24 protein-coding genes are annotated in these 21,117 nt (G+C 37.6%); 15 read left to right on the forward strand and 9 right to left on the reverse strand.

Annotation, left to right across the window (positions count from 1 at the left end):
• Window position 1: 1 nt before the first annotated feature.
• The 6 genes from NST02_RS02695 (at window position 2) to ytvI (ending at window position 6,009) form a co-directional block, all read left to right on the forward strand.
• Window positions 2-1,318, forward strand: a complete 1,317-nt coding sequence (locus tag NST02_RS02695; protein WP_340947893.1) for a sensor histidine kinase — start codon at window positions 2-4, stop codon at window positions 1,316-1,318.
• 110 nt (window positions 1,319-1,428) lie between these two features.
• Entirely contained in the window at window positions 1,429-1,761 is a 333-nt protein-coding gene (locus NST02_RS02700; RefSeq protein WP_137743789.1) for a zinc ribbon domain-containing protein YjdM, read from the forward strand.
• A gap of 77 nt (window positions 1,762-1,838) precedes the next feature.
• Window positions 1,839-2,291 carry a hypothetical protein gene (locus NST02_RS02705; protein WP_340947896.1) on the forward strand — a complete coding sequence of 151 codons (453 nt, stop codon included), beginning with the start codon at window positions 1,839-1,841 and terminating at the stop codon, window positions 2,289-2,291.
• A 41-nt stretch (window positions 2,292-2,332) separates the two neighbouring features.
• Window positions 2,333-2,827, forward strand: coding sequence for a PTS sugar transporter subunit IIA (locus tag NST02_RS02710; RefSeq protein WP_095312342.1), 495 nt, complete (start codon window positions 2,333-2,335; stop codon window positions 2,825-2,827).
• A 196-nt stretch (window positions 2,828-3,023) separates the two neighbouring features.
• Window positions 3,024-4,313, forward strand: a complete 1,290-nt coding sequence (locus NST02_RS02715; protein WP_340947898.1) for an NCS2 family permease — start codon at window positions 3,024-3,026, stop codon at window positions 4,311-4,313.
• A gap of 616 nt (window positions 4,314-4,929) precedes the next feature.
• A complete protein-coding gene (ytvI, locus tag NST02_RS02720) occupies window positions 4,930-6,009 on the forward strand; it encodes a sporulation integral membrane protein YtvI (protein WP_225310645.1) in 1,080 nt (359 codons plus the stop codon).
• Between the two features lie 78 nt (window positions 6,010-6,087).
• Here ytvI and NST02_RS02725 read toward each other — a convergent pair whose 3' ends face one another.
• On the reverse strand, window positions 6,088-6,804 hold the full coding sequence (locus NST02_RS02725; RefSeq protein ID WP_340947901.1) for a 3-ketoacyl-ACP reductase: 717 nt from the start codon (window positions 6,802-6,804) through the stop codon (window positions 6,088-6,090).
• Window positions 6,805-7,122: 318 nt separating this feature from the next.
• On the opposite strand from NST02_RS02725, the gene NST02_RS02730 reads away from it, so the two are divergent.
• Window positions 7,123-8,307: a GTP-binding protein gene (locus NST02_RS02730; RefSeq protein ID WP_150915237.1), complete on the forward strand. Its 1,185-nt coding sequence runs from the start codon at window positions 7,123-7,125 to the stop codon at window positions 8,305-8,307.
• A 16-nt stretch (window positions 8,308-8,323) separates the two neighbouring features.
• Entirely contained in the window at window positions 8,324-8,473 is a 150-nt protein-coding gene (rpmG, locus tag NST02_RS02735; RefSeq protein ID WP_095312352.1) for a 50S ribosomal protein L33, read from the forward strand.
• 218 nt (window positions 8,474-8,691) lie between these two features.
• Here the strand turns inward: rpmG and NST02_RS02740 are convergent, their stop codons facing one another.
• The 5 genes from NST02_RS02740 to NST02_RS02760 form a co-directional block, all read right to left on the reverse strand.
• A complete protein-coding gene (locus NST02_RS02740; RefSeq protein ID WP_340947911.1) occupies window positions 8,692-9,402 on the reverse strand; it encodes an FAD-dependent oxidoreductase in 711 nt (236 codons plus the stop codon).
• Window positions 9,403-9,435: 33 nt separating this feature from the next.
• Window positions 9,436-9,801, reverse strand: coding sequence for an iron chaperone (locus NST02_RS02745; protein WP_095312357.1), 366 nt, complete (start codon window positions 9,799-9,801; stop codon window positions 9,436-9,438).
• A gap of 74 nt (window positions 9,802-9,875) precedes the next feature.
• Window positions 9,876-10,265, reverse strand: a complete 390-nt coding sequence (locus NST02_RS02750; RefSeq protein WP_340947913.1) for an SRPBCC family protein — start codon at window positions 10,263-10,265, stop codon at window positions 9,876-9,878.
• Window positions 10,266-10,269: 4 nt separating this feature from the next.
• Window positions 10,270-10,590: an ArsR/SmtB family transcription factor gene (locus NST02_RS02755; RefSeq protein WP_095312359.1), complete on the reverse strand. Its 321-nt coding sequence runs from the start codon at window positions 10,588-10,590 to the stop codon at window positions 10,270-10,272.
• 195 nt (window positions 10,591-10,785) lie between these two features.
• Window positions 10,786-11,241 (reverse strand): VOC family protein, encoded by a 456-nt coding sequence (locus NST02_RS02760; protein ID WP_095312386.1) that lies wholly within the window; start codon window positions 11,239-11,241, stop codon window positions 10,786-10,788.
• Between the two features lie 76 nt (window positions 11,242-11,317).
• Here NST02_RS02760 and NST02_RS02765 point away from each other — a divergent pair, with 76 nt between their 5' ends.
• Entirely contained in the window at window positions 11,318-12,223 is a 906-nt protein-coding gene (locus NST02_RS02765) for a helix-turn-helix transcriptional regulator (RefSeq protein ID WP_095312362.1), read from the forward strand.
• 6 nt (window positions 12,224-12,229) lie between these two features.
• On the opposite strand, the gene NST02_RS02770 is transcribed toward NST02_RS02765, so the two are convergent.
• Window positions 12,230-12,694 carry a hypothetical protein gene (locus NST02_RS02770; RefSeq protein WP_137743791.1) on the reverse strand — a complete coding sequence of 155 codons (465 nt, stop codon included), beginning with the start codon at window positions 12,692-12,694 and terminating at the stop codon, window positions 12,230-12,232.
• A 259-nt stretch (window positions 12,695-12,953) separates the two neighbouring features.
• Complete coding sequence (locus NST02_RS02775) at window positions 12,954-13,394, reverse strand: hypothetical protein (protein WP_211344113.1); 441 nt, start codon at window positions 13,392-13,394, stop codon at window positions 12,954-12,956.
• A gap of 133 nt (window positions 13,395-13,527) precedes the next feature.
• On the opposite strand from NST02_RS02775, the gene NST02_RS02780 reads away from it, so the two are divergent.
• Window positions 13,528-13,764 carry a hypothetical protein gene (locus NST02_RS02780; RefSeq protein ID WP_340947916.1) on the forward strand — a complete coding sequence of 79 codons (237 nt, stop codon included), beginning with the start codon at window positions 13,528-13,530 and terminating at the stop codon, window positions 13,762-13,764.
• Window positions 13,765-13,838: 74 nt separating this feature from the next.
• On the forward strand, window positions 13,839-15,287 hold the full coding sequence (locus tag NST02_RS02785; protein ID WP_095312377.1) for an aminotransferase class V-fold PLP-dependent enzyme: 1,449 nt from the start codon (window positions 13,839-13,841) through the stop codon (window positions 15,285-15,287).
• Window positions 15,288-15,325: 38 nt separating this feature from the next.
• Here NST02_RS02785 and NST02_RS02790 read toward each other — a convergent pair whose 3' ends face one another.
• Entirely contained in the window at window positions 15,326-15,718 is a 393-nt protein-coding gene (locus tag NST02_RS02790; RefSeq protein ID WP_095312380.1) for a winged helix-turn-helix domain-containing protein, read from the reverse strand.
• Window positions 15,719-16,067: 349 nt separating this feature from the next.
• Here NST02_RS02790 and NST02_RS02795 point away from each other — a divergent pair, with 349 nt between their 5' ends.
• From NST02_RS02795 to treR, 4 genes are all read left to right on the forward strand, one after another.
• Window positions 16,068-16,853 carry an SDR family oxidoreductase gene (locus tag NST02_RS02795; protein WP_340947919.1) on the forward strand — a complete coding sequence of 262 codons (786 nt, stop codon included), beginning with the start codon at window positions 16,068-16,070 and terminating at the stop codon, window positions 16,851-16,853.
• A 133-nt stretch (window positions 16,854-16,986) separates the two neighbouring features.
• The gene (treP, locus tag NST02_RS02800; protein ID WP_095312395.1) at window positions 16,987-18,414 is read left to right on the forward strand and encodes a PTS system trehalose-specific EIIBC component; all 1,428 of its coding nucleotides are present in this window, start codon (window positions 16,987-16,989) and stop codon (window positions 18,412-18,414) included.
• 126 nt (window positions 18,415-18,540) lie between these two features.
• Entirely contained in the window at window positions 18,541-20,259 is a 1,719-nt protein-coding gene (gene treC, locus NST02_RS02805) for an alpha,alpha-phosphotrehalase (protein ID WP_328592002.1), read from the forward strand.
• Between the two features lie 16 nt (window positions 20,260-20,275).
• Window positions 20,276-20,992, forward strand: coding sequence for a trehalose operon repressor (gene treR / locus NST02_RS02810; protein WP_095312398.1), 717 nt, complete (start codon window positions 20,276-20,278; stop codon window positions 20,990-20,992).
• Window positions 20,993-21,117 lie beyond the last annotated feature (125 nt).

Genomic DNA, 21,117 nt, shown 5'->3' on the forward strand with positions numbered 1-21,117 from the left:
AATGAAAACGATTCGTATTCGTAAATTTACAGTGCTTTGCTTCGCACTCATCCTCACTCTTCCATGGCTGTTTTACGTCGTTGCTCATTTTCTCGTAACGAGTACATTTACTTTCAGAATCGATGATACTCAACTGGAGCAAATCGAAGCAGCAGTGAGCATGATTGAAGAAAATGTTGATATGTGGACGGTGCCCTCATGGCAGGAGCAATTAAGAGAGCAAGTGGAAGGATCCCAATTGGATGTTTCCATATGGTCGGGGGCAGGTCAATTAGTATTCCATACAGGGACGGAACGAGAACGGGCTTTTTTAAGAACAGAACAATTATCTATTCTTGAGGAAGGGGAGGTTCTAGGTCGAGTTGTGATCTCACAAACGGATTCAAGAACAATGCAGATCATCGCAGCTTTTGTCGGTTTACTTACAGCATTTATGCTTGTTGGCGTTCTCCTGCGAAAGTATATTCTTAAACCGTTAGAAAGTATGAGCAAAGGTGCACGGCAAATTGCAGAAGGTGATTTAGATATTCAACTGCCAACATCCCGAATTGCCGAAATTAGTGAGGTGCATGAAGGGTTTAATGTGATGGTAAGGGGGTTGAAGGATTCCTTTCAAAAACAAATGGAGCTGGAGGATGAAAGGCGTTTTATGATCGCGGCATTGGCTCATGACTTGCGGACCCCATTGTTTGCCTTGCGAGGTTATTTAGATGGTCTTGAAAGTGGAATTGCGGACACTGAAGAAAAACGGGCAAGGTATTTAGCTGTATGCAAGGAAAAATCAGCTCAGCTCGATCAGCTTGTGGAGGAGTTGTTTGCATTTTCAAAGTCTGAATACCATGATGAAAAGCTGAATAAGAAAGAGCTTGATTTTAATCAGCTTTTGCAGAGAGTTATTAACAGTGTAGTTCTGCAGGCGCAAAACAAGTCTATTTCGTTCGACTTGTCTCATTTGGAAGAAGCTTGCTTTGTGAAGGGGGACGCACATCTGTTAGAACGTGCCCTGAATAATTTATTAGATAATGCGGTGCGATATTCCCCTATGTATGGGAAAATAGTTGTCACCTGTGAAAAAGATAATGATAACTTGATTTTTAAAATTCAAGATACAGGGGAAGGATTCACTTCGGAAGATTTGGCACGTGTATTTGAACCGCTTTATCGTGGTGAAGCATCAAGAAACCGTGCTACCGGAGGAACTGGATTAGGGCTAGCTATTGCTAGACGAATCTTGAGGCAGCATGGCGGAGATTTAGTTGCAGCAAATCATGAGAGCGGCGGAGCGATAATAACAGGTTGGCTTCCTCTTAATAATTAAAACGGATTTTTCCCTTAACGTTTCCTTGAATCTAAAAAGTTCGGTTCAATAATAGAACTTTTTTGTTATAGTAATTATATGTGGAAAAATCCAATAGCGGGGGAGAATAGATGAGCCATTTACCAAATTGCCCAAATTGTAGTTCAGAGTACACGTATGAGGATGGGGCTTTGCTCGTATGCCCAGAGTGCGCCCATGAATGGACGCTGACTAGTGAAGTGGAAGAAGAGAAGATTTACAAGGATGCAAATGGCAACGTATTACGTGATGGGGATACGGTGACAGTGATTAAGGATTTAAAAGTAAAAGGAAGTTCATCCGTCTTAAAGCAAGGAACGAAAGTAAAAAATATTCGTTTAGTCGATGGAGATCATGATATTGATTGCAAGATTGACGGTTTCGGTGCAATGAAATTAAAAACTGAATTTGTGAAGAAGATCTAATATAAGGAGCACAGTGGCAACTGTGCACTTACCAGAAATGCCCTCAAGTTTGTGCTTGAAAAAGGAGCGAGACATTAGTGGAATTACAGCAAACTAGGACAAATGAATGGTATACAGCGATCCTCGTTTTATCAATTCTTATTCCTGTTCTTTATGTCATATATTTATTGACGATGTTACAAGAAAACGAACAGTCGATTAAAGGATTATTGAATTTACAGCCTATCTATGTTGTACTTATGTTGGTTGCTTTTATTAATCCGATATGGGGTCATTTCCTTAAGCAAATTCCAAAGGAAGAGCGGGTTAAAGAAGGAAGAGGTGATCGTTTCCTTACTTATTTGCTTGTTTCTCAAATGGTCGTAGGGAATATCGTCATGTTCATCCTTGCTTTGTTAGAAAAAAGAAAACTCCCGAGAGCTTCAGAGCCACAGCCATTAACAGCCCTTGAAAAAACTGTGGCCTTGACTTTACTCGCATTATCACTATTTGCAGGATTTCTTTTATTAAGATTCATATTCTTTGTATAGCAATCGTTTAGTAGCGCTTATCAGAAAGGTGGTTATATGCTATGTTGTCAAAATTATTTGGTAAAAAAGAAACGAAAGTAACAATCTATTCACCTGTTGATGGAGAAATTATCCCGTTATCAGAAGTACCCGATCCGGTGTTTTCGCAAAAAATGATGGGTGATGGTGCTGCGATTAAGCCCTTGAATGGAACAGTGGTTTCTCCAATTGAAGGAAAAGTTGTTCAAGTTTTCCCGACAAAGCATGCTGTCGGACTGCAAACGAAGAACGGTGTTGAAATTTTAATCCATATCGGACTAGAAACAGTTGGGATGAATGGGGAAGGATTCGAAGCACATGTTGCAACGGGGGATTCCGTTAAAGCGGGTGACAAGCTAATCACCTTTGATCCTGAATTAGTAAGGGAAAAGGCAGCAAGTGATATCATTCCGATCGTAATCACAAATACAGATCAAATGCAGTCGATTACGAAAAATGATAAACAGTCTGTTCGCGCAGGACAAGATGAATTATTAGTCGTAGAAGTAAGTAAATAATAATTAAAAACCAGGACATCTCATTGTTAGCTGTATGTTTAACAATGGGATGTCCTTTACTGTTGAAGTGTTTTTTTGCTTTAAGCGTGAGTGTTGGCAGGAACAGTAAATTCTGTTACAATATCTGTTTGTGGCTCACCTATTTTTTAGGGAGAGCGGGTAGGGAGAGGGCTAATTGAATAGTAAGGTATTATAGATGTTTAATCGATTTTTTCAGCTGGAAAAGAATGAGACAACGATTAAGAGAGAGTTGTTAGCGGGGATAGTGAGCTTTTTTACGATCGTCTATATTATTGCGGTCAATTCACTTATTCTATCAGAAGCTGGAGTTCCGCTGGAAGCAGCGATAATGGCAACGATTGTGACTTCCTTTGCAGGTTGCTTTTTAATGGGGTTTTGGGCGAATGTCCCGATTCTTCTCGTTCCTGGGATGGGTGTGAATGCTTTATTTTCATACACAATTGTCCAATCGATGGGCATGTCATGGCAAGAAGCATTAGCTGTTGTCTTAGTATCAGGAATGATTTTTATGCTCGTGGCCTTCTCGCGGTTTTCGAAAACGTTGAGTGACTCGATTCCTCAGTCATTGAAAGAAGCTATTACGATCGGACTTGGATTCTTTCTTATGCTCATCGGACTTGAAAAGGGCGGCATTGTGGAAAAGGGAACAAACTCGATCATTGCATTAGGTGATTTGGGTGAACCGCAGGTACTTGCAACAATGTTAACGTTCCTCATTGCAATTGTATTGTTTTTACGCAATGTTCCTGGGAACTTCTTAATTACAGTCGTAGTAGGAACAGCCTTAGCCTGGGTATTTGGCGGAATTCATTTTGAAGAGGGGCAATCAGAAACTTTTTCACTGTCTGATTATACCGCCGTAGTTGGAGCTTTTTCCTTTGATAATGTCCTGTCATTTGGCTTTTGGATTGCTGTTTTTTCCTTAACGATGGTGCTCGTCTTTGAAAACATCGGACTGGTGCATGGTCATGTTTCTTTCATAAACCGTTCAGATCGATTTTCACGTGCATTTCAGGCTAATTCGATATCAGTCTTTCTATCTGGTTTGTTTGGATCAAGTCCAACTGTCGCAACGGTTGAAAGTACAGCAGGGATGGCTGCAGGCGGGAGAACAGGCTTAACAACTGTGACAACAGGTGCTTTGTTTCTTCTTTCAGCATTTTTTATTCCGGTCATTAAGCTGATCCCGAATAGTGCCGTTGCACCAATCCTAATTATTATTGGAGGATTAATGCTGCAAAACATCCGTAATCTGAATTTAGGAGATTTGAGTGAAAGCTTTCCTGCGATTTTTATTATCGCGATGATTCCTTTCACTTATAGTATTGCAGATGGAATCGCTGTTGGCTTTATTTTGTATCCGATCTTAAAGATTGCAATTGGAAAAGCAAAAGAAGTCTCCGTTACGTTATACGTCATTGCTAGCCTATTTCTTTTTAACTTTGTATTTCATATATTTGGTTAATGACTGAAAAATTCCAAAACACTAAAGCAAGTGAAGCTAAATACCTCGTTATTCTTCACTTGCTTTTTAAGCTTCGATCATTAAAAGAGAGATCCACAGATCAACCTCAAAAACCCTTCAATGAATTCGTATATCTTGCAAATTAAAGATGAATTTTCACGCAATCCAGCCATCAATAAAAGGGGACATGTTCGCCTGTAATTCCGAGAGCATGAAAAAAATCTTTCCAGAGTTGAAGAACGCAATAGAAAATGGGAAAATAGAAGGAGACAAGGAAATGGAAGAATGATGGGCAATTTTTCAACTAAAGGAAATTGATGCTCCTTGTGTTGAGGAAATAGGCAGTCAGTACTTCAATAGGTCAATAAGCAATAAACAATCATTGCTTGTGGAGAATATACCATGAAAAATATACAAAATTGTATTTCTTTTCACAATAATCAATATATTGAATTTGTTAAGGAATACTTTAGTTAAAGTAAAACTTTTTATAGTAATATAATTAGAGTAAGTAAGGATTCTTAAAATTTACATTCGTCTGTACACAGATTAGGATGAGGATAAGGGAAGAAAAACTTAACCTGCTTAGTAAGGGAATTGGGAGGAAGATTGACGATTGTCAAAACAAAGTCTTATTAAACGAATTTTAATGACAGTATTTATATTGATAGTAGGAGTTTTTATTTATATTTATTTTTCTGCATTTTTACCTGTGTTATTAGCTCTTTTAACAGCCATTGTTTTTGAGCCTTTTGTTAAATGGCTTCAGCAAAAGTTAAAGGCAGAAAAAAGATTGCTACCGGTTATAATTGTTTTTTCAACTTTTATTATCATATGTGGTGCTAGCTTGTACATTATCTTAACTAAGGTTGCAAGCTCCATATATGAGTGGTCCATTAATATACCCGAATATGCAGTAGAAATACAACAATTTACTAATAATTTGATTGTTCGATTTAATCAGTTTGTTGAAGAAATTCCACAAGGTCACCTGATTATTATTGAGTTAGAAAAACAGTCAGATGCCCTCATTAATACCGTAACGCAAATTACTACACAATTAATTAATTCTCTTGGTATATGGCTACAGTCTATCCCTAATATGTTATTTGTGACACTTGTTTATTTGATTACTTTTTTCTTAATCAGTTTAGATCTACCGAAATTAGTCACCATATTTTACAACTTATTTAAAACAGAGACATCGGACAAATTGCGTTTTGTTTCTCAGCAGATGAACAAAGTCTTTTTAGGGTATTGGAAAGCACAATTTGTTCTTAGTATTGGGGTTTTCCTTATTACCTATATTAGTCTTCTATTTATTTCACCGCGGGCTGCCCTGATTATGTCAATTATAATTTGGGTGGTTGATATTATTCCACTTTACGTTGGTCCTGCACTTATCCTTGTTCCATGGGGGATCTTGGCTGCCATAATTGGAGATATGAATACAGGTATTCAACTTATTGTTCTTGCTGTTATCCTTCTTATCCTAAGGCGTGCCATTGAACCGAAAGTGCTGGGTGATTCAATAGGTCTTAATGCATTGCCAACGGTACTAACAATGTACTTCGGTTTTGTGTTTTTTGGTGTCATGGGATTGATATTGGGCCCTTTTGTTTACATTGCCATCCGTTCAGCAAAGGATTCAGGATTGTTTGATTTTGCATTAAAGAAAACACAGGAAAAAACTTGAGGTATGTATGGGCAAACTTTATAACAAAAAAGGGGCATTCGTAAAGAATCGCCCCTTTTAACGTTGGGATTATATGATTTACGGATTTGTCGACCATAAGCCTGCTGTTTTGATGAATACTCTTGGGTTTAGTTTTAAACCTGCGACAAGGAGATCAGCTAAATCCTCCGGTTGCATCACATTTTCAGTGTTTCCAGAAATGAGATTTGTTTCAATTGCTAAATCAGTGGCCACGGTGCTCGGTGTTAATGCTGTGACGCGGATATTATGCTTTCTCACTTCCATCATTAGCGATTCGCTTAATCCTAAAACAGCAAATTTAGAGGCGCTGTAGGCACTTGTTACAGGAGCACCTTTTTGACCAGCCGTAGAAGAAATATTGACGATATCACCGGATTTTCTTTCGATCATCTCTGGTAAAACGGCTCTTGTTACATTGTAGACACCCATTACATTTACGCGGATAATGTTCTCCCATTCTTCTGGTGTCAAGTCTAGGAAGCCTCCGAATTTAGCTGTTCCAGCATTGTTAATGAGGATATCAATGGGACCAAGATCTGATTTGATATGTTCAACTGCATGGCTAACCGCTTCAAGGTCTGCAACATCTGCTGTTGCTGCGGAAATATTGATATCATAGGTTTCAAGCTCGGCAGCAACCTTCTCAAGATTGGACATTGTCAAGCCTATTAATCCTAAGTTAACACCTTCTTTTGCTAATGCTACGGCGACTGCACGTCCAATACCTCTGCCTGCACCGGTAATGATAGCTGTTTTTCCTTTTAGTGAGATCATATCATCATCCCTTATCAAAGATTTTTAAAACATTACATTTGTAATTAAAAACGAAGGAGGATGAAAATGCAAAATTTTTACCTCAGCGTCGTGATAAGTTTTTTAATTCGCTCTACATATTGAAAAAACTTGATCTTTACAGATCGGTGTATTATTATTTAAATCGTAATCTTTACGATTTAAATACGATTGCTATCCGGCTTTGTCCCTCATTGTTATGAAAACTTATGTTCACGATTTAGTAAGTAAAAAGGAGGAGCTATTATTATATTTTAAATCGTAATAATTACGAATTAATTGAAGGAGTGCTAATAAAGTATGGGAAAAATACCAGTAACAGTATTAAGCGGATACTTAGGATCTGGAAAAACAACGTTGCTAAATCATATTTTGGCTAATCGAGATAATAAAAAAATTGCCGTTATCGTCAATGATATGAGTGAAGTAAATATAGATGCCTCGATGATCAAGCAAGGAGGATTTTCTAGAACCGATGAAAAGTTAGTGGAGCTTCAAAATGGTTGTATTTGCTGTACATTAAGGGAAGATTTGATCATTGAAGTGGAAAAACTTGTGAAGCAAGGTGATATTAACTACATTGTAATCGAGTCTTCTGGAATTTCAGAGCCAATTCCTGTTGCTCAAACCTTTACTTATATTGATGAGAACTTAGGGATCAATTTAAGTGAATTATGTAAGTTGGATACAATGGTAACGGTTGTCGATGCGAATCGTTTTTGGCATGATTTTGCTTCAGGGGAAACTTTGCTTGAGCGAAATCAAGCCAACGATGAACTGGACACGCGCGAAGTCGTTGATTTATTAATCGATCAAATTGAATTTGCTAATGTGCTTCTTTTAAATAAAATTGATTTAGTCGATAAAGAGGATGTTCAAGAATTGAAAGCTGTCCTTCAAAAATTAAATCCAGGCGCAAAAATAGTGGAAAGTATTCAAGCACAGGTGCCTTTACATGAAATTTTAGATACGAATCTATTTGATTTTGAGGAAGCAAGTCAAGGAGCAGGCTGGATAAAAGAATTGAATGAGGAACATGTTCCAGAGACAGAAGAGTATGGAATTTCTTCCTTCGTTTATCGCAGAAAAAGACCTTTTCATCCGGAAAGATGGATGAAATGGCTCGAACAGTGGCCAGAGGATATTGTACGGGCAAAGGGCTTTTTCTGGCTAGCCACTCGCAATCATATAACAGGCTTACTTTCACAAGCTGGTCCTTCTATTATGATTCAGGGAGCAGGTGAATGGATTGCGGCTTATTCTGAATCGGAAAGAGAACAAATGCTCAAGGAGGAGCCTGAGTTATTGGAAAGATGGGATGAAAAATTTGGAGATCGGATCATCGAACTCGTCATGATCGGGATCGATATGAACCAAAGAGAAATTGAATCGACATTAGATGATTGCTTGTTAACTGACGAAGAAATGAACATGAATTGGAGCGATTTGGACGATCCGCTTCCAGCATTCACAATCGCTAACTAATAAAGGAGGAAGAAAAATGAGAGTCAAAATTACTTTAGCATGCACAGAAACAGGAGATCGCAATTACATTACCACGAAGAACAAAAGAAATAACCCTGATCGGATTGAACTCATGAAATATTCGCCAAGATTAAAAAAACATACTTTGCATCGAGAAACGAAATAAGGAAAGAGCCAGAATCTATAGAAAAGCTGCTAGTTATCAGAATAAAATAACATGTGTAGGTAATGAAAAGGCAATCAAATGCAGATTTTTTATTAAGAGCTAAAATTATTAGGCATAACATATTAGTCATATAAAATATGTTATGCCGCTTCTACGTTAGTGCTCTATTTCTGGCCTTGTCTCTTTAAATTGATAACGTGGTTTTCCTTGCTCCATTCTTATTTATATCCGAAAAAGACATCCTTTTTAATATTCCGTTTTGGAGTGCCATTATTTTGTAAATAAGTAGAAATTGATTGTATCATTGACGTTGGTCCTGCAATCAAGTATTTACCTTTACTATTATACAAGGTTGAAAATCTTTCTATCTCCTGATATAAGTTATCCCTTGAATCAATGTAAGTTATAGTAATTGAAGCATTGTTTGCAATGCTATCAAGTTCATCTTTAAACAAAAATGCCTTTTCACTATCCAAATAGAGTAGTTGTATCGGCTCCTGATTACCAATTCCTTCTTCTTCTATCTGCTTTAACATTGCTCTAAATGGTGTAATTCCAATTCCACCGGCAATTAAGAGTGAAGGATTGTTCTCTTTTAAATAAAAGCCCCCAACTGGTCCATTCATACTTACTTTCATTCCCTGCTTCAGTTCTAACAGTGCATTCTTAAATTCACTTGGATTTTCATCAATTTTTGTAGTAATTTTAACAATATCTTCAGATGGCGTAGTTACCAAAGTGAAAGGTCGTGTAGGATTTTTAATTTTCTTATGAGTTATATTAAACAACCCATGTTGCCCAGCTTTCCAGGTTAAATCCTTTTCTTTTTCAAATAGAAAAGTATATACGTCTTCTGATTCTTTATAGTACTCTAAAAAAGGTATTTCTCTCTTTTTGAAAATGGACAACGAATCCTTTAAGAAATTCATTCAACCAACTCCTTCCTAGCTTCGAAATGCCGTTTATTTCCTCCAAAAAGTCGAACAGTTTGCCTTGTCCCAAATATTAAACTCAATCATTTTCTCTAGAAGTGAGTATTCAACTGGTTTATTATTCCAAGGAATTCGAATTAACTCCTTAGTGTAGTCGTATCCAGCCTTCACAATATCATCCTCTACATGAGTTATAGTTATACTTTCTGGTGCAACGGCTAAATGTTTTTTAGAAACGCTAAAGCCGATTATGAAAGTGCCATGATCAGTAAACATCTGCTGATTCCATTTGATTTCTGCCTTTAAATTTGGATATTTTTGTTCTATCCAGGTAAATATCTCCTCTGTCCTTTCCCGGTGAAAAGGGTCATCAATTTCTGCTAAAAAATCATCCATCGTTTTTCCTCCCAAAATTAACGCTATGGTCACACTGTCGCGTTGAATATTTTAAAATATCGTCAGAGTTATTTTTACATCTCTGCTAACACTTTTTTAAGTTCATCAACTTTATAAGCCCAACCATATTTAGCACCATTGAATGCTTGACCCTCTTCTTCGAACCCAGTCTGTTCAAGGTGTAAGTATGTTGTATCACCCTCTTGTTTTAACGTCCATGTCACTATAGTATTAATGGAACCACCTACCCACGTGTAAGATAATTTATAAGGCTTGTCCACTATCAATACTTCACTATCTACAATTAGGTCTATTTCATCGTTGCGAAACTGGCATTTGTATCCTACGATTGGCTTGAAATTATTGTCCATAACCCATTGTGCCAGAATTTCCGAAGTGGTTAGGGCATTCCATACCTTATTGATAGTACTCTTAAATTGAAAATCTAATGATAAATCAGCCATTCATTTACTCCTCCAATATTTTTTTTAGTAAAGTAGCTCTTTCATTCCAAAACTTCTCATAAAAAGATAACCAATCCTTAACTTCCTGTAGAGGAGCTGCATTTAGCCGGTATCTTGTTTCTCTGCCTAATTTACGGTTAATTACTAAATCAGTTTCTTTAAGGATAGCTAAATGTTTAGATACTGCAGTACGACCTATTTGAAATTGCGCAGTTAATTCGTGAAGAGGTAACTCATCTGCATCTGCCAACAAACGTATTATTTTTCTTCTTGTAGGATCTGCGATTGCTACATAAATGTCATGCTTTGGGTGAGTTTTATTCAAAATCATCCCCCTTTCTGAAAAAAAGACACCGATCAGTGTCGTAATTATATGACACTGATCGGTGTCTAGTCAATAACGATATTTATACTTTTTCTATGTTATTTAGTATTTTATGTGTTTTTAGGTATTGCTTAAATATCTCCCAGTTTATATTTAGTGATTGTTATATGTCTATTGCCAAAGTATGGGTTAATTCTAATTAACGAAACTATTTAAAAATTTACTCGCATCACTATTAAATTTCCACGTTATACCGAATTTATCGACTAACAAACCAAAACTTGCTGACCATGGAGTTGAAGATAACGGCATGATTACAGTACCACCTTTGGAGAGACTTTCGAAATAGTGTTGATTCATTTCAGGATCAGCATCGATAATACTAATTAAAACATTATTCCCTCTTTTTACCTCGCCTGTCACAGCTTGCATAGAAGGCAGTACGTCAGAGAGCATTAAAATATTCCCTGAAAATTCAATTCGAGATTCCATAATCATGTTTTGTTCTTCATCTGATAATGGAAAATTTGGATCTTGACCAAAAGCACCAAATTTCACCTTTTTGCTGCTTGTCACTTGTAGTGCCTGCTCGTAAAAGGCCAGTGCTTCTGCTGCCTTTCCGTCAAATTGTAAATACGCAATAGTGTTCATCATGTATTTCCTCCTTTCATGATTGAAGTATAATAGGAGATAGGCGACATATGTATGTCGTATATAGGAGGGAAGTATGAAAAAAATTGAGAGACTTATCTCGATCGTGATGATCTTGTTACAGAAGGAAGTGGTTTCGGCATCAGAGTTCAGTCACCTTTTTAATGTGTCGAAGCGAACGATTCAGCGTGATATGGAGGCATTAAGTTATGCTAACATCCCTATTTATGCCGAATATGGTGCTGAAGGGGGATATGCGTTAATGGAGGAATACAAGTTCGATAAACGACTATTAAACCACAAAGATATTGAAAATATTCTTGTGGCTTTAGGTGGGTTTGAGCAGTTAATCACGAATAACGAAATTCAAGCAACGATTCAAAAAATCGCAGCAATGACGAACGTAAATATCTCTCCAAAACTGGATTTGACTTTTTACGAGTGGCCAGGGAGAAAGGAAATCAAAGAAGAAATTTCGTTTATCAGTCAAGCGATTGAGAATCATTGGTTATTAAAATTTGATTATGTGGATCAAAATGGACACACAACATATAGATCTGTAGAACCCTATAAAATTCATTTAAACGAGATGCATTGGTATTTATTTGGTTATAGTTTAGAACGTGAAGATTATCGAACATTTAAGTTAACAAGGATTTTAAATCTCAAAAAAGATGGTTTTTTCGTCCCAAGGTCCGATAAGAAGGTAAAGGAAGAAAAGGATAGCAAACGTCAAGATTTGGTGAGTGTACAGCTGTTGCTTGATGTTGCTGTAAGGGAGCAATTTATTGAGAGATATGGGAAAAATGCAGTTGCAAAAGTGGATACGAGAAGTTACATAACGACAATTGAATTGCCTGAGAGTCAATATGCTTACCAGTTTTTAGCCGGATTTGGAAATAAAATTAAAATTTTGAAGCCAAAGAGTTATATTGCTCAATTTGTGAATTTTTTGGAGGAAACAGTGAAGTTGTACAAATAAAAAGGATCAGGAATGGCTGTTCTCGTTTTCCGTTTCTTGTGGCAGCTCTACTTGTCCAACCGAAAGAGCCTGATATTTTTGCAGGAGCACAATAATTTTTCTCGTTTGCTCTGCTTCACATTGTATAATAATGGTTGCTTCATCCATTCTATCCGCTTGCTTCTGTCTCTTTCTCCCGTTTTTAACGAGAGAATAAGCAAGTAATCCGAGCGCAAAACCAATGGCCGTTCCGAAGAGCCCCCAGAGAATGGGTCCTAATGTTAAGACAAATCCGCAGGAAGCTCCAATTACAGCGCCTGCGGTTCCAAATGAAATTCCTACTTCAAAAGCGTGGGGGTTGTTTAGATCATTTTTGTTTTCACCTGAGTCCATGAAAGCAATCAGTATACGTTCCCTTGAAATGATTTTTTCCAGTTCAGCAAGTGCCTGCTCTAACTCGATTGATTGTTTAAATAGACCGATAATCAACATGTAAAAAGCACCTACCTGATTACGTAAATATTCGCAGTTTAGCCTGTTGGTATCTATTTTTTAGCAAATAGCGCTGCTCTATTTGAAAAAGCTTGTTGTGCTCAATGCTTGTTCGATATGAGAAGTAAATAGAAGCAAATAATACAGATGGCATAAAGAGTAGCCAATGGGGATGAAGTATGGCAATTGATTCTTCAAAATGGCCTTGCAAGAGCAAACAAAGGGAATGGTGCAAGTTTGAAAGCGCTGCATAAATCCATCACCACAACATGGCATAGAAGGCAAGTCCAAAACGATGATTGTATAATTGGCCTAATCCAGGATGGAAGAAAGAGTATAAAGCGCCAATGATTGGATTTTTCTTTTCAATATATTGAATTTCCATTGGGGAAATATGCAGTCTACGAATGCCCTTGTATTCCAAAACAGCAAGGTGATGGAGCTTATTTTGATATATTGCCGAACGGTAGCTATCTGCGATTGCTACTAAATAAATGGTTAAGTACCCGAAAGCCCATTTAGGTTCAATTACTACTTTGGCAAGTTCAAATTGGCCACAGAAGGAATAAATCATTCCTTCGTTAATATGGGCCAATGTATTGAGGATCACCTCGGCTAATGTTAAAAAGGTGCCTCTTAAATATTGGCAAAGCAAGTAAGGCCCAAAACCAGAGAATACAGCCGACCACCATGCGACCATATACGGATTTTGCTGTTTTAATTGAGTACTCCAAACATACTATTTTTGGCAAGAGAATGTTGATTCTGAGCTGTCATATATAAAACCTTCTTAATCCAGTTTTAACCATAGTATGGGATAAACTGTAAAAATAATGATGTTGGTCGTGCACGATATATCTGCATTAATCATTACACTATTTTTTGGTGTACATATTTATCTCACTGTATTTCATCCGAGTGAACGAGCCTCTTTTAATGCGATGGCAACGGGATATATGGATTCGGAATATGCAGAGCATCATCATGAAATTTGGTATAACGAAGTGCAAGAGCAAGATGAACATAATGAACAGCAACTCCAGCCAGAGTCGAAGTCTTACACCGTGTAGCTTAACAAGAAAAGCGAATCGTGAATATGGACGATTCGCTTTTCTGTGAGAATGAGTTTGGGAAGGATTAAAAGATGGATTTAGAAAAACACTTTCATCATTTTAGAGAAAATACCATTGGAAATGAGCAAGTTTTTCAAACACATTATGGAAACAAACGGATTCTCTATGCAGATTGGACAGCTAGCGGAAGGTTGTATAAACCGATAGAAGATAAAATTCTTTATCAGTTTGGTCCTTATGTTGCCAATACTCATACGGAGACGAATGTAACCGGAAAAAGGATGACATGGGCGTATAAGGAAGCAAAAAGTATCATTAAAAAACATGTAAACGCTTATGAAAGTGATCTTCTTTTCTTTGAAGGGACAGGCATGACCAGTGCATTACATAAGGTACAAAGAATCTTAGGTTTAACACTTCATGAAAAGTATGCGGAGATGGTCAGTGACATACAAAAACCAGTCGTTTTTATCACGCATATGGAGCATCATTCCAATCATATTTCTTGGGAAGAGACGGTTGCTGATGTGGTTGTGATTCCCCCTGATGCAGATGGGAAGGTATCACCTATAATGCTGGAAAAGGTTATAAAGAATTATACGGATAGACCGATGAAAATCGGAGCTTTTACCGCTTGTTCAAATGTCACAGGTGTTCAGACACCTTATCATCAACTGGCGGATGTGATGCATCGCTATGCTGGCGTTTGTTTTGTTGATTTTTCGGCTTCCGCTCCGTATATATCAATTAATATGCATCCTCAAAACCAGTCTGAGCATCTAGATGGGATCTTCTTTTCACCACATAAGTTTTTAGGTGGCCCTGGTTCAATGGGGGTAGCGATTATATCGAATAATCTATATAAAAATAATGTTCCTGATCGTCCGGGTGGTGGCACAGTTCAATGGACGAATCCATGGGGTGGAAAATCTTACACGGCAAATATCGAGGATAGGGAGGATGGAGGAACACCTGGGTTTTTACAAGCAATCAAAGCAGCTTTAGCTATCCGTCTAAAGGAAGAAATGGATAGTGAGTACATGTTGGCACAGGATGAAAAACTGATTCGCTTATTGCTTGAGCGTTTAGTAGAGAACAAGAAAATTATTATTTTAGAAGAGCATAGATGGGACAGGCTTCCGATTGTATCATTTTACGTAGAAGAGGTTCATCATCAACTAATTGTAAAATTATTAAATGATGTCTATGGAATTCAAGTACGAGGAGGATGTTCCTGTGCAGGAACATACGGGCATTATTTACTGCAAATTGGAAAAGAACGTTCTTTAGCGATAACAAATGAAATTGATAAAGGAAATTTTTTTATAAAGCCAGGCTGGGTCAGAGTGTCGCTTCATCCAATAATGACAGAAAAAGAAGTTCTCTATCTTGCGAAAGCGGTTTGCGATATCGTTGCTCATATAAATCAGTATAAAAAGGACTATCGGTATTCGGAAAAGAACGATTTTTATCACATAGATGAGAAGCCCATTTTTTCCGATCATTTGTTTGAATTTTGAAGTTAAAAAGATGTAGGGAAGCAATTGTTTTTGCATCCCTACATCTTTTTTTCCGTATTTGTATGCTGCTTAAGGTGGTTTAACAGTTCACCAAGATGGTCTTCAAACAAGTTATCTACAGCCTCTTGAGCTTTTTTCTGAAAGATTTCGTATTGAAGGAGTAACTCTTTCCCAGCAGGAGTTAAGGTAGTTCCCTTTTTCCTATTTCCCTGCTGGCGTTCGACTAACTGCATAGCCAATCTTTCTTCTGTAGCCGTTACTTTCCCCCAAGCAGCTCGATATGACATTCCTAGCAAAGCGGCAGCCTGACTCATTGAACCAGTTCGTTCAATTTCACGAAATAAGCGAATGCGGCCAAGTCCAAAAATAACTTCGCTGTTAAGTTCGATCCAAATTTTAGATTTTACTTTAAGAGATTGTTTATCACTCATTTCCACTCCTCCTTCTCTATAAATCTACCACTGACCTTCTCATGAGCAAAGATCATAAATTGTCATTCGTATGAACTTTTAGAACTAGTGAGCAAAAGAAGGATAAAAAGCCATATCGGGATTAGTTTTGTTAAAGAAAGAGCATTGAGTTTATTAAAGATCAATAAGAACAGGCAAAATACGAGAATAAATGAATAAGTAAGCAAATTTCAACACACCTTTTGTTTTAAGTATTTCATTTTAGTATTTACTCGTAAGGTCGCTTTTATTGAATGAAAAGATGCAGCAAATTTTTAAAATGAACAGGAATGGAGATAGTAAAAGTATCAATGTAAAAGGAGGCTCTTGCGTGGAAAAACTACTTCAAGGTCAAGTCGCTTTTATGACAGGAGCAGGTTCTGGGATAGGGAAAGCGGCGGCACTAAAGTTAGCTGAAAACGGAGCAAAAGTTGCTTTAGCTGACTTACATAAGGAGAACATAGAAGAAGTAAAAAGTCAGATTGAAAAATCGGGCAGCGAGGCTCTCGTTCTAGAGGCAAATGTTTCTTCACCTAAGGAAGTGGAGAACAGTTATAAACAACTGATGCACCATTGGGGGAGAGTAGATTTAGTTTTTGCTAATGCTGGAATAAATGGGGTAGTAACACCGATAGAGGATTTGGACCCGAAGGAATGGGAACTAACGCTTTCCAACAATTTAACGAGTACTTTTTTAACGGTGAAATATGCAATCCCTCATATGAAAGCAAATGGAGGAAGCATCATTATTACGAGTTCTATTAATGGAAACCGCGTTTATAGGAATATAGGTATGTCTGCCTACAGCACTTCTAAAATCGGACAAATGGGATTTGGGAAAATGGCTGCTCTCGAACTGGCAGAGTACCAAATCAGAGTCAATATGATCTGTCCAGGTGCGATAGAAACCAATATAAGTGAAAATACGTGGAAAGAAAAAGACAATTTAAAAAAGGTGGAGATTCCTATTCAATATCCGGAGGGAAATCAGCCGCTTGAGCATCGGGCTGGAAGGCCTGAACAGGTCGCCGATCTTGTCTTATTTCTTGCTTCGAGCCAATCGAGTCATATAACCGGGAGTGAAATCTATATTGATGGTGCAGAGTCCCTTTTATAAGTAGAAAGCTCCCAATCACAAATTTTAAAAAAGTAGTTGACAAAACATGTATATACAAGTTACGATGAAAACGCAATCATATAACATGTATATACAAGTTGTCCAAATAAATTTTTGAGAGTGGGGGAAATACATGAGTAAATATACTCAACCGGCACAAGAGCTACTCGAGCATATTGGTGGAAGCGACAATATTTCTGTTGTGACACACTGTGCGACAAGAATGCGTTTTGTATTAAAAGATCCGAAAAAAGCAAATGTTGAAAAAATCGAAGCCATTAGCCTTGTGAAAGGAACGTTTACACAGGCGGGGCAATTTCAAGTGATCATTGGGAATGAAGTATCATCCTTTTATAATGAATTTACAAAAATAGCGGGAGTAAGTGATACATCAAAGGATGAAGCAAAGGAAGCGGCTAAGCAAAATATGAACTTCCTGCAAAGAATGATTGCTCATCTTGCAGACATCTTCACACCACTCATTCCAGCAATAGTTGTTGGGGGTCTCATTCTTGGTTTCCGAAATGTAATCGGTGACATTAAAATGTTTGAAGATGGAACGAAGTCATTAATTGAGATTTCTCAATTTTGGGCTGGAACACATGCCTTTTTATGGCTTATTGGGGAAGCAATTTTCCACTTCCTCCCTGTTGGTATTACATGGGCTGTAGCAAGGAAAATGGGAGCTACACCAATACTCGGAATTGTACTCGGAATTACGCTCGTGTCACCGCAACTTTTAAACGCTTACGGGGTAGCAGACGCAGTGGAAATTCCATTCTGGGATTTCGGATTTGCTCAAATTGACATGATCGGTTATCAGGCTCAAGTTATACCGGCAATTTTTGCAGGCTTACTTCTTTCATATCTTGAATTGCAATTGAGGAAAATTGTTCCAAATGCAATTTCTATGATTGTTGTTCCATTCTTTGCATTAGTTCCAACTGTATTAATCGCTCATACTGTTCTTGGACCAATCGGTTGGCAAATCGGAGCTTTCATTTCTGATATTGTCTATTCTGGTTTAACTTCTGCATTTGGTTGGTTGTTTGCGGCGGTATTTGGTTTTGCCTATGCACCGTTAGTTATTACAGGGTTGCATCACATGACAAATGCTATTGATCTTCAATTGATGAGTGAATTTCACGGCACGAATCTTTGGCCGATGATTGCCTTATCAAACATTGCCCAAGGTTCTGCGGTTTTAGCGATGATTTACATTAATCGCAAGAATGAAGAAGAAAAGCAAGTTTCGATCCCAGCGACAATCTCTTGTTATCTTGGGGTAACGGAGCCGGCAATGTTTGGGATTAACTTGAAATATGGCTTCCCATTCTTAGCAGCGATGATTGGGTCAGCAGTTGCGGCTGTGATTTCAGTAGGAAGCAATGTGATGGCAAACTCCATTGGTGTGGGCGGATTGCCAGGAATTCTTTCTATTCAACCTCAGCATATGGTAACCTTTGCGATTGCGATGGTTGTAGCGATCGTGATTCCATTCATTTTAACTATTATCTTCGCTCGAGCTAATGTAGGCAAAATTTCTTTTAATCGCAAATAAAATAAGGGAGAGGGACATTTACTTGTTCCTCTTTTACTATTCAGTGTAGATTAAATTTGTGGAAATTTAGCTCTTTGCTATTGGGATAACCACTAGAAAAAATCATCTTGATTTGAGACAAGTTAAATGATCTCAAAACCAAATAAAAAAGGTAAAGGGCAGGTGAGTAGATTGACTCAACCTTGGTGGAAAAAAGCAGTTGTTTATCAAATTTATCCGAAAAGTTTTTGTGATACGACCGGCAATGGTGTCGGTGATATACAGGGAATAATACAAAAGTTGGATTATCTGGCCAATCTCGGTGTCGATGTTGTGTGGATTACTCCGATTTATGATTCGCCGCAAAATGATAATGGTTACGATATTCGTGACTACTTTCATATATACGAGCCGTATGGAACGATGGGAGATTTAGAGCAGCTTTTAGCAGAGGCGCATAAACGCGATATAAAAATTATTATGGATATTGTCGTCAATCATACATCTACTGAGCATCAATGGTTTATTGAATCCCGCTCTTCCAAGGAGAATGAATATCGCGATTTTTATATTTGGAAAGATGGCAAAGATGGGGAGCCTCCGACAAATTGGGAGTCAAAGTTTGGAGGCAACGCCTGGCAATATGACGAGCAAACTGGCCAATATTATCTTCATTTGTTTGACGTCACACAGGCAGATTTGAATTGGGAAAATAATAAAGTTCGAAGTGCTGTCTATGAGATGATGAAGTATTGGCTTGATAAGGGAGTTGATGGCTTCCGTTTAGATGTGATTAACCTCATTTCAAAGGATCAGCAATTTCTTAATGATGAACTACCTGGGGATGGGCGGAAGTTTTACACAGACGGGCCGAAAGTTCATGAGTATCTTCATGAAATGAATGCAGAGGTATTTTCAAAATATGATATGATGACAGTGGGAGAAATGTCTTCGACCTCTATTGAAAATTGCATTAAGTATACAAATCCAGAGCGTAAAGAACTGGACATGGTCTTTAGTTTCCACCATCTGAAGGTCGATTATCCGAATGGGGAAAAGTGGACAAAAGCTGATTTTGATTTTTTAAAGCTCAAGCAAATTCTCTCTGAATGGCAAGTGGAGATGAATAAAGGGGGCGGTTGGAACGCTTTATTCTGGTGCAACCATGACCAACCGAGAATCGTTTCCCGCTTCGGCAATGACAAGGAGTATCATCGTGAATCAGCAAAAATGCTGGCGACAACCATGCATATGATGCAAGGGACTCCTTATATTTATCAAGGAGAAGAATTTGGAATGACCAATCCAAATTTTGATAAGATTGACGAGTATCGCGATATTGAATCATTAAACATGTTCCAAATTTTAAAGGCAAGCGGAAAATCAGAACAAGAGATTTATGATATTCTTAAGCAAAAGTCTCGGGATAATTCAAGAACGCCTGTTCAATGGGATGACAGTGAACATGCTGGATTTACAACTGGCACTCCGTGGATTGGGACGGCAGCCAATTACAAGGAGATCAATGCGAAAAATGCTTTAGCGGACGATAATTCGATTTTCTATCATTATCAAAAATTAATCCAACTGAGAAAAGATTATGATATTGTGACAGATGGCAATTATCAATTGATTTTACCGGAGCATGATGCTATTTTTGCTTATATACGGGAAAATGCTGCGGAAAAATTATTGGTGGTAAACAACTTCTATGCAAATGACGTTGAGTTTACGTTACCAGCGCATGTGGACATCGAGGGCTACGCAAGTGAAATCCTTCTTTCAAACTATCCTGATTCATCACAAGATCTGAAAGGATTTACATTGCGTCCGTATGAATCGATTATCTACTATTTAAAAAAGTAAATTGGAGTTTTTTAACATGATAAATAAGTATTTAATGATTCATAACGATATTGTAGAGAAGATAGAGGCGGGGGAACTCGCCTTTAATTCTCTTTTGCCTTCAGAGCATGAGTTGAAGGATCATTATAATACTTCAAGGGAAACCATTCGGAAGGCGTTAAATCTGTTATCACAAAATGGCTATATACAAAAGATTAGGGGAAAGGGCTCCATCGTGATTAAAAGTAAAAAGGTCGATTTCCCTGTTTCCGGTCTGACTAGCTTTAAGGAATTAACAACGAAAATGGGGAAAAAGCACCGGACCATCGTTCATGAACTGTCGTTAGTTAGGCCGGAGCAGCATATACAAAGCCAACTCTCCCTTTCAAGCAAGGACTTTGTTTGGCAAGTTTTTCGCGTGCGCGAGATTGATGGAGAAAATGTTATTTTAGATAAGGATTATTTAAATAAAAAATTTGTTCCCGAGCTGACAAGGGAAGTTTGTGAAAACTCAATCTATGAATATCTTGAAAATGATTTACAGCTAAATATAAGCTTTGCCAAAAAGGAAATCATCGTTGAAGAGCCGACGTCGGAAGATAGAAGGCTGCTAGATCTGGATGGCTTCCACAATGTTGTCATCATTAAAAATTATGTCTATTTAGACGACGCTAGTCTATTCCAATATACAGAATCACGACATCGTCCAGATAAATTTAGATTTGTAGATTTTGCAAGACGAAATCACGTATGAAAATAATAGTGCACGATTAAAATGAAGATCTCTCAAAAATAAAGTGTCCTTTTGATCCTTTATTGAAGTAGAGAATCTTCTTTTTTTATGTCGTATTAATTGTTGACTTCTTTCTTGTGAAACCT

The organism is Robertmurraya sp. FSL W8-0741, from assembly GCF_038004005.1.
In the GTDB taxonomy this organism is placed as follows: domain Bacteria; phylum Bacillota; class Bacilli; order Bacillales; family Cytobacillaceae; genus Robertmurraya; species Robertmurraya siralis.

What these genes read in the sequence shown, in the direction of transcription:
- NST02_RS02790 (WP_095312380.1), bottom strand. Translation starts at nt 15,718, where the DNA reads ATGAGTGATAAACAATCTCTTAAAGTAAAATCTAAAATTTGGATCGAA.
- NST02_RS02775 (WP_211344113.1), bottom strand. Translation starts at nt 13,394, where the DNA reads ATGGTCGCATGGTGGTCGGCTGTATTCTCTGGTTTTGGGCCTTACTTG.
- NST02_RS02770 (WP_137743791.1), bottom strand. Translation starts at nt 12,694, where the DNA reads ATGTTGATTATCGGTCTATTTAAACAATCAATCGAGTTAGAGCAGGCA.
- NST02_RS02725 (WP_340947901.1), bottom strand. Translation starts at nt 6,804, where the DNA reads ATGATCTCACTAAAAGGAAAAACAGCTATCATTACCGGTGCAGGCAGA.
- treP (WP_095312395.1), top strand. Translation starts at nt 16,987, where the DNA reads ATGAGTAAATATACTCAACCGGCACAAGAGCTACTCGAGCATATTGGT.
- NST02_RS02780 (WP_340947916.1), top strand. Translation starts at nt 13,528, where the DNA reads ATGATGTTGGTCGTGCACGATATATCTGCATTAATCATTACACTATTT.
- NST02_RS02785 (WP_095312377.1), top strand. Translation starts at nt 13,839, where the DNA reads ATGGATTTAGAAAAACACTTTCATCATTTTAGAGAAAATACCATTGGA.
- NST02_RS02710 (WP_095312342.1), top strand. Translation starts at nt 2,333, where the DNA reads ATGTTGTCAAAATTATTTGGTAAAAAAGAAACGAAAGTAACAATCTAT.
- rpmG (WP_095312352.1), top strand. Translation starts at nt 8,324, where the DNA reads ATGAGAGTCAAAATTACTTTAGCATGCACAGAAACAGGAGATCGCAAT.
- NST02_RS02760 (WP_095312386.1), bottom strand. Translation starts at nt 11,241, where the DNA reads ATGAACACTATTGCGTATTTACAATTTGACGGAAAGGCAGCAGAAGCA.
- NST02_RS02700 (WP_137743789.1), top strand. Translation starts at nt 1,429, where the DNA reads ATGAGCCATTTACCAAATTGCCCAAATTGTAGTTCAGAGTACACGTAT.
- NST02_RS02745 (WP_095312357.1), bottom strand. Translation starts at nt 9,801, where the DNA reads ATGGATGATTTTTTAGCAGAAATTGATGACCCTTTTCACCGGGAAAGG.
- NST02_RS02695 (WP_340947893.1), top strand. Translation starts at nt 2, where the DNA reads ATGAAAACGATTCGTATTCGTAAATTTACAGTGCTTTGCTTCGCACTC.
- NST02_RS02765 (WP_095312362.1), top strand. Translation starts at nt 11,318, where the DNA reads ATGAAAAAAATTGAGAGACTTATCTCGATCGTGATGATCTTGTTACAG.
- NST02_RS02730 (WP_150915237.1), top strand. Translation starts at nt 7,123, where the DNA reads ATGGGAAAAATACCAGTAACAGTATTAAGCGGATACTTAGGATCTGGA.
- NST02_RS02715 (WP_340947898.1), top strand. Translation starts at nt 3,024, where the DNA reads ATGTTTAATCGATTTTTTCAGCTGGAAAAGAATGAGACAACGATTAAG.
- treC (WP_328592002.1), top strand. Translation starts at nt 18,541, where the DNA reads ATGATCTCAAAACCAAATAAAAAAGGTAAAGGGCAGGTGAGTAGATTG.
- NST02_RS02740 (WP_340947911.1), bottom strand. Translation starts at nt 9,402, where the DNA reads ATGAATTTCTTAAAGGATTCGTTGTCCATTTTCAAAAAGAGAGAAATA.
- treR (WP_095312398.1), top strand. Translation starts at nt 20,276, where the DNA reads ATGATAAATAAGTATTTAATGATTCATAACGATATTGTAGAGAAGATA.
- NST02_RS02750 (WP_340947913.1), bottom strand. Translation starts at nt 10,265, where the DNA reads ATGGCTGATTTATCATTAGATTTTCAATTTAAGAGTACTATCAATAAG.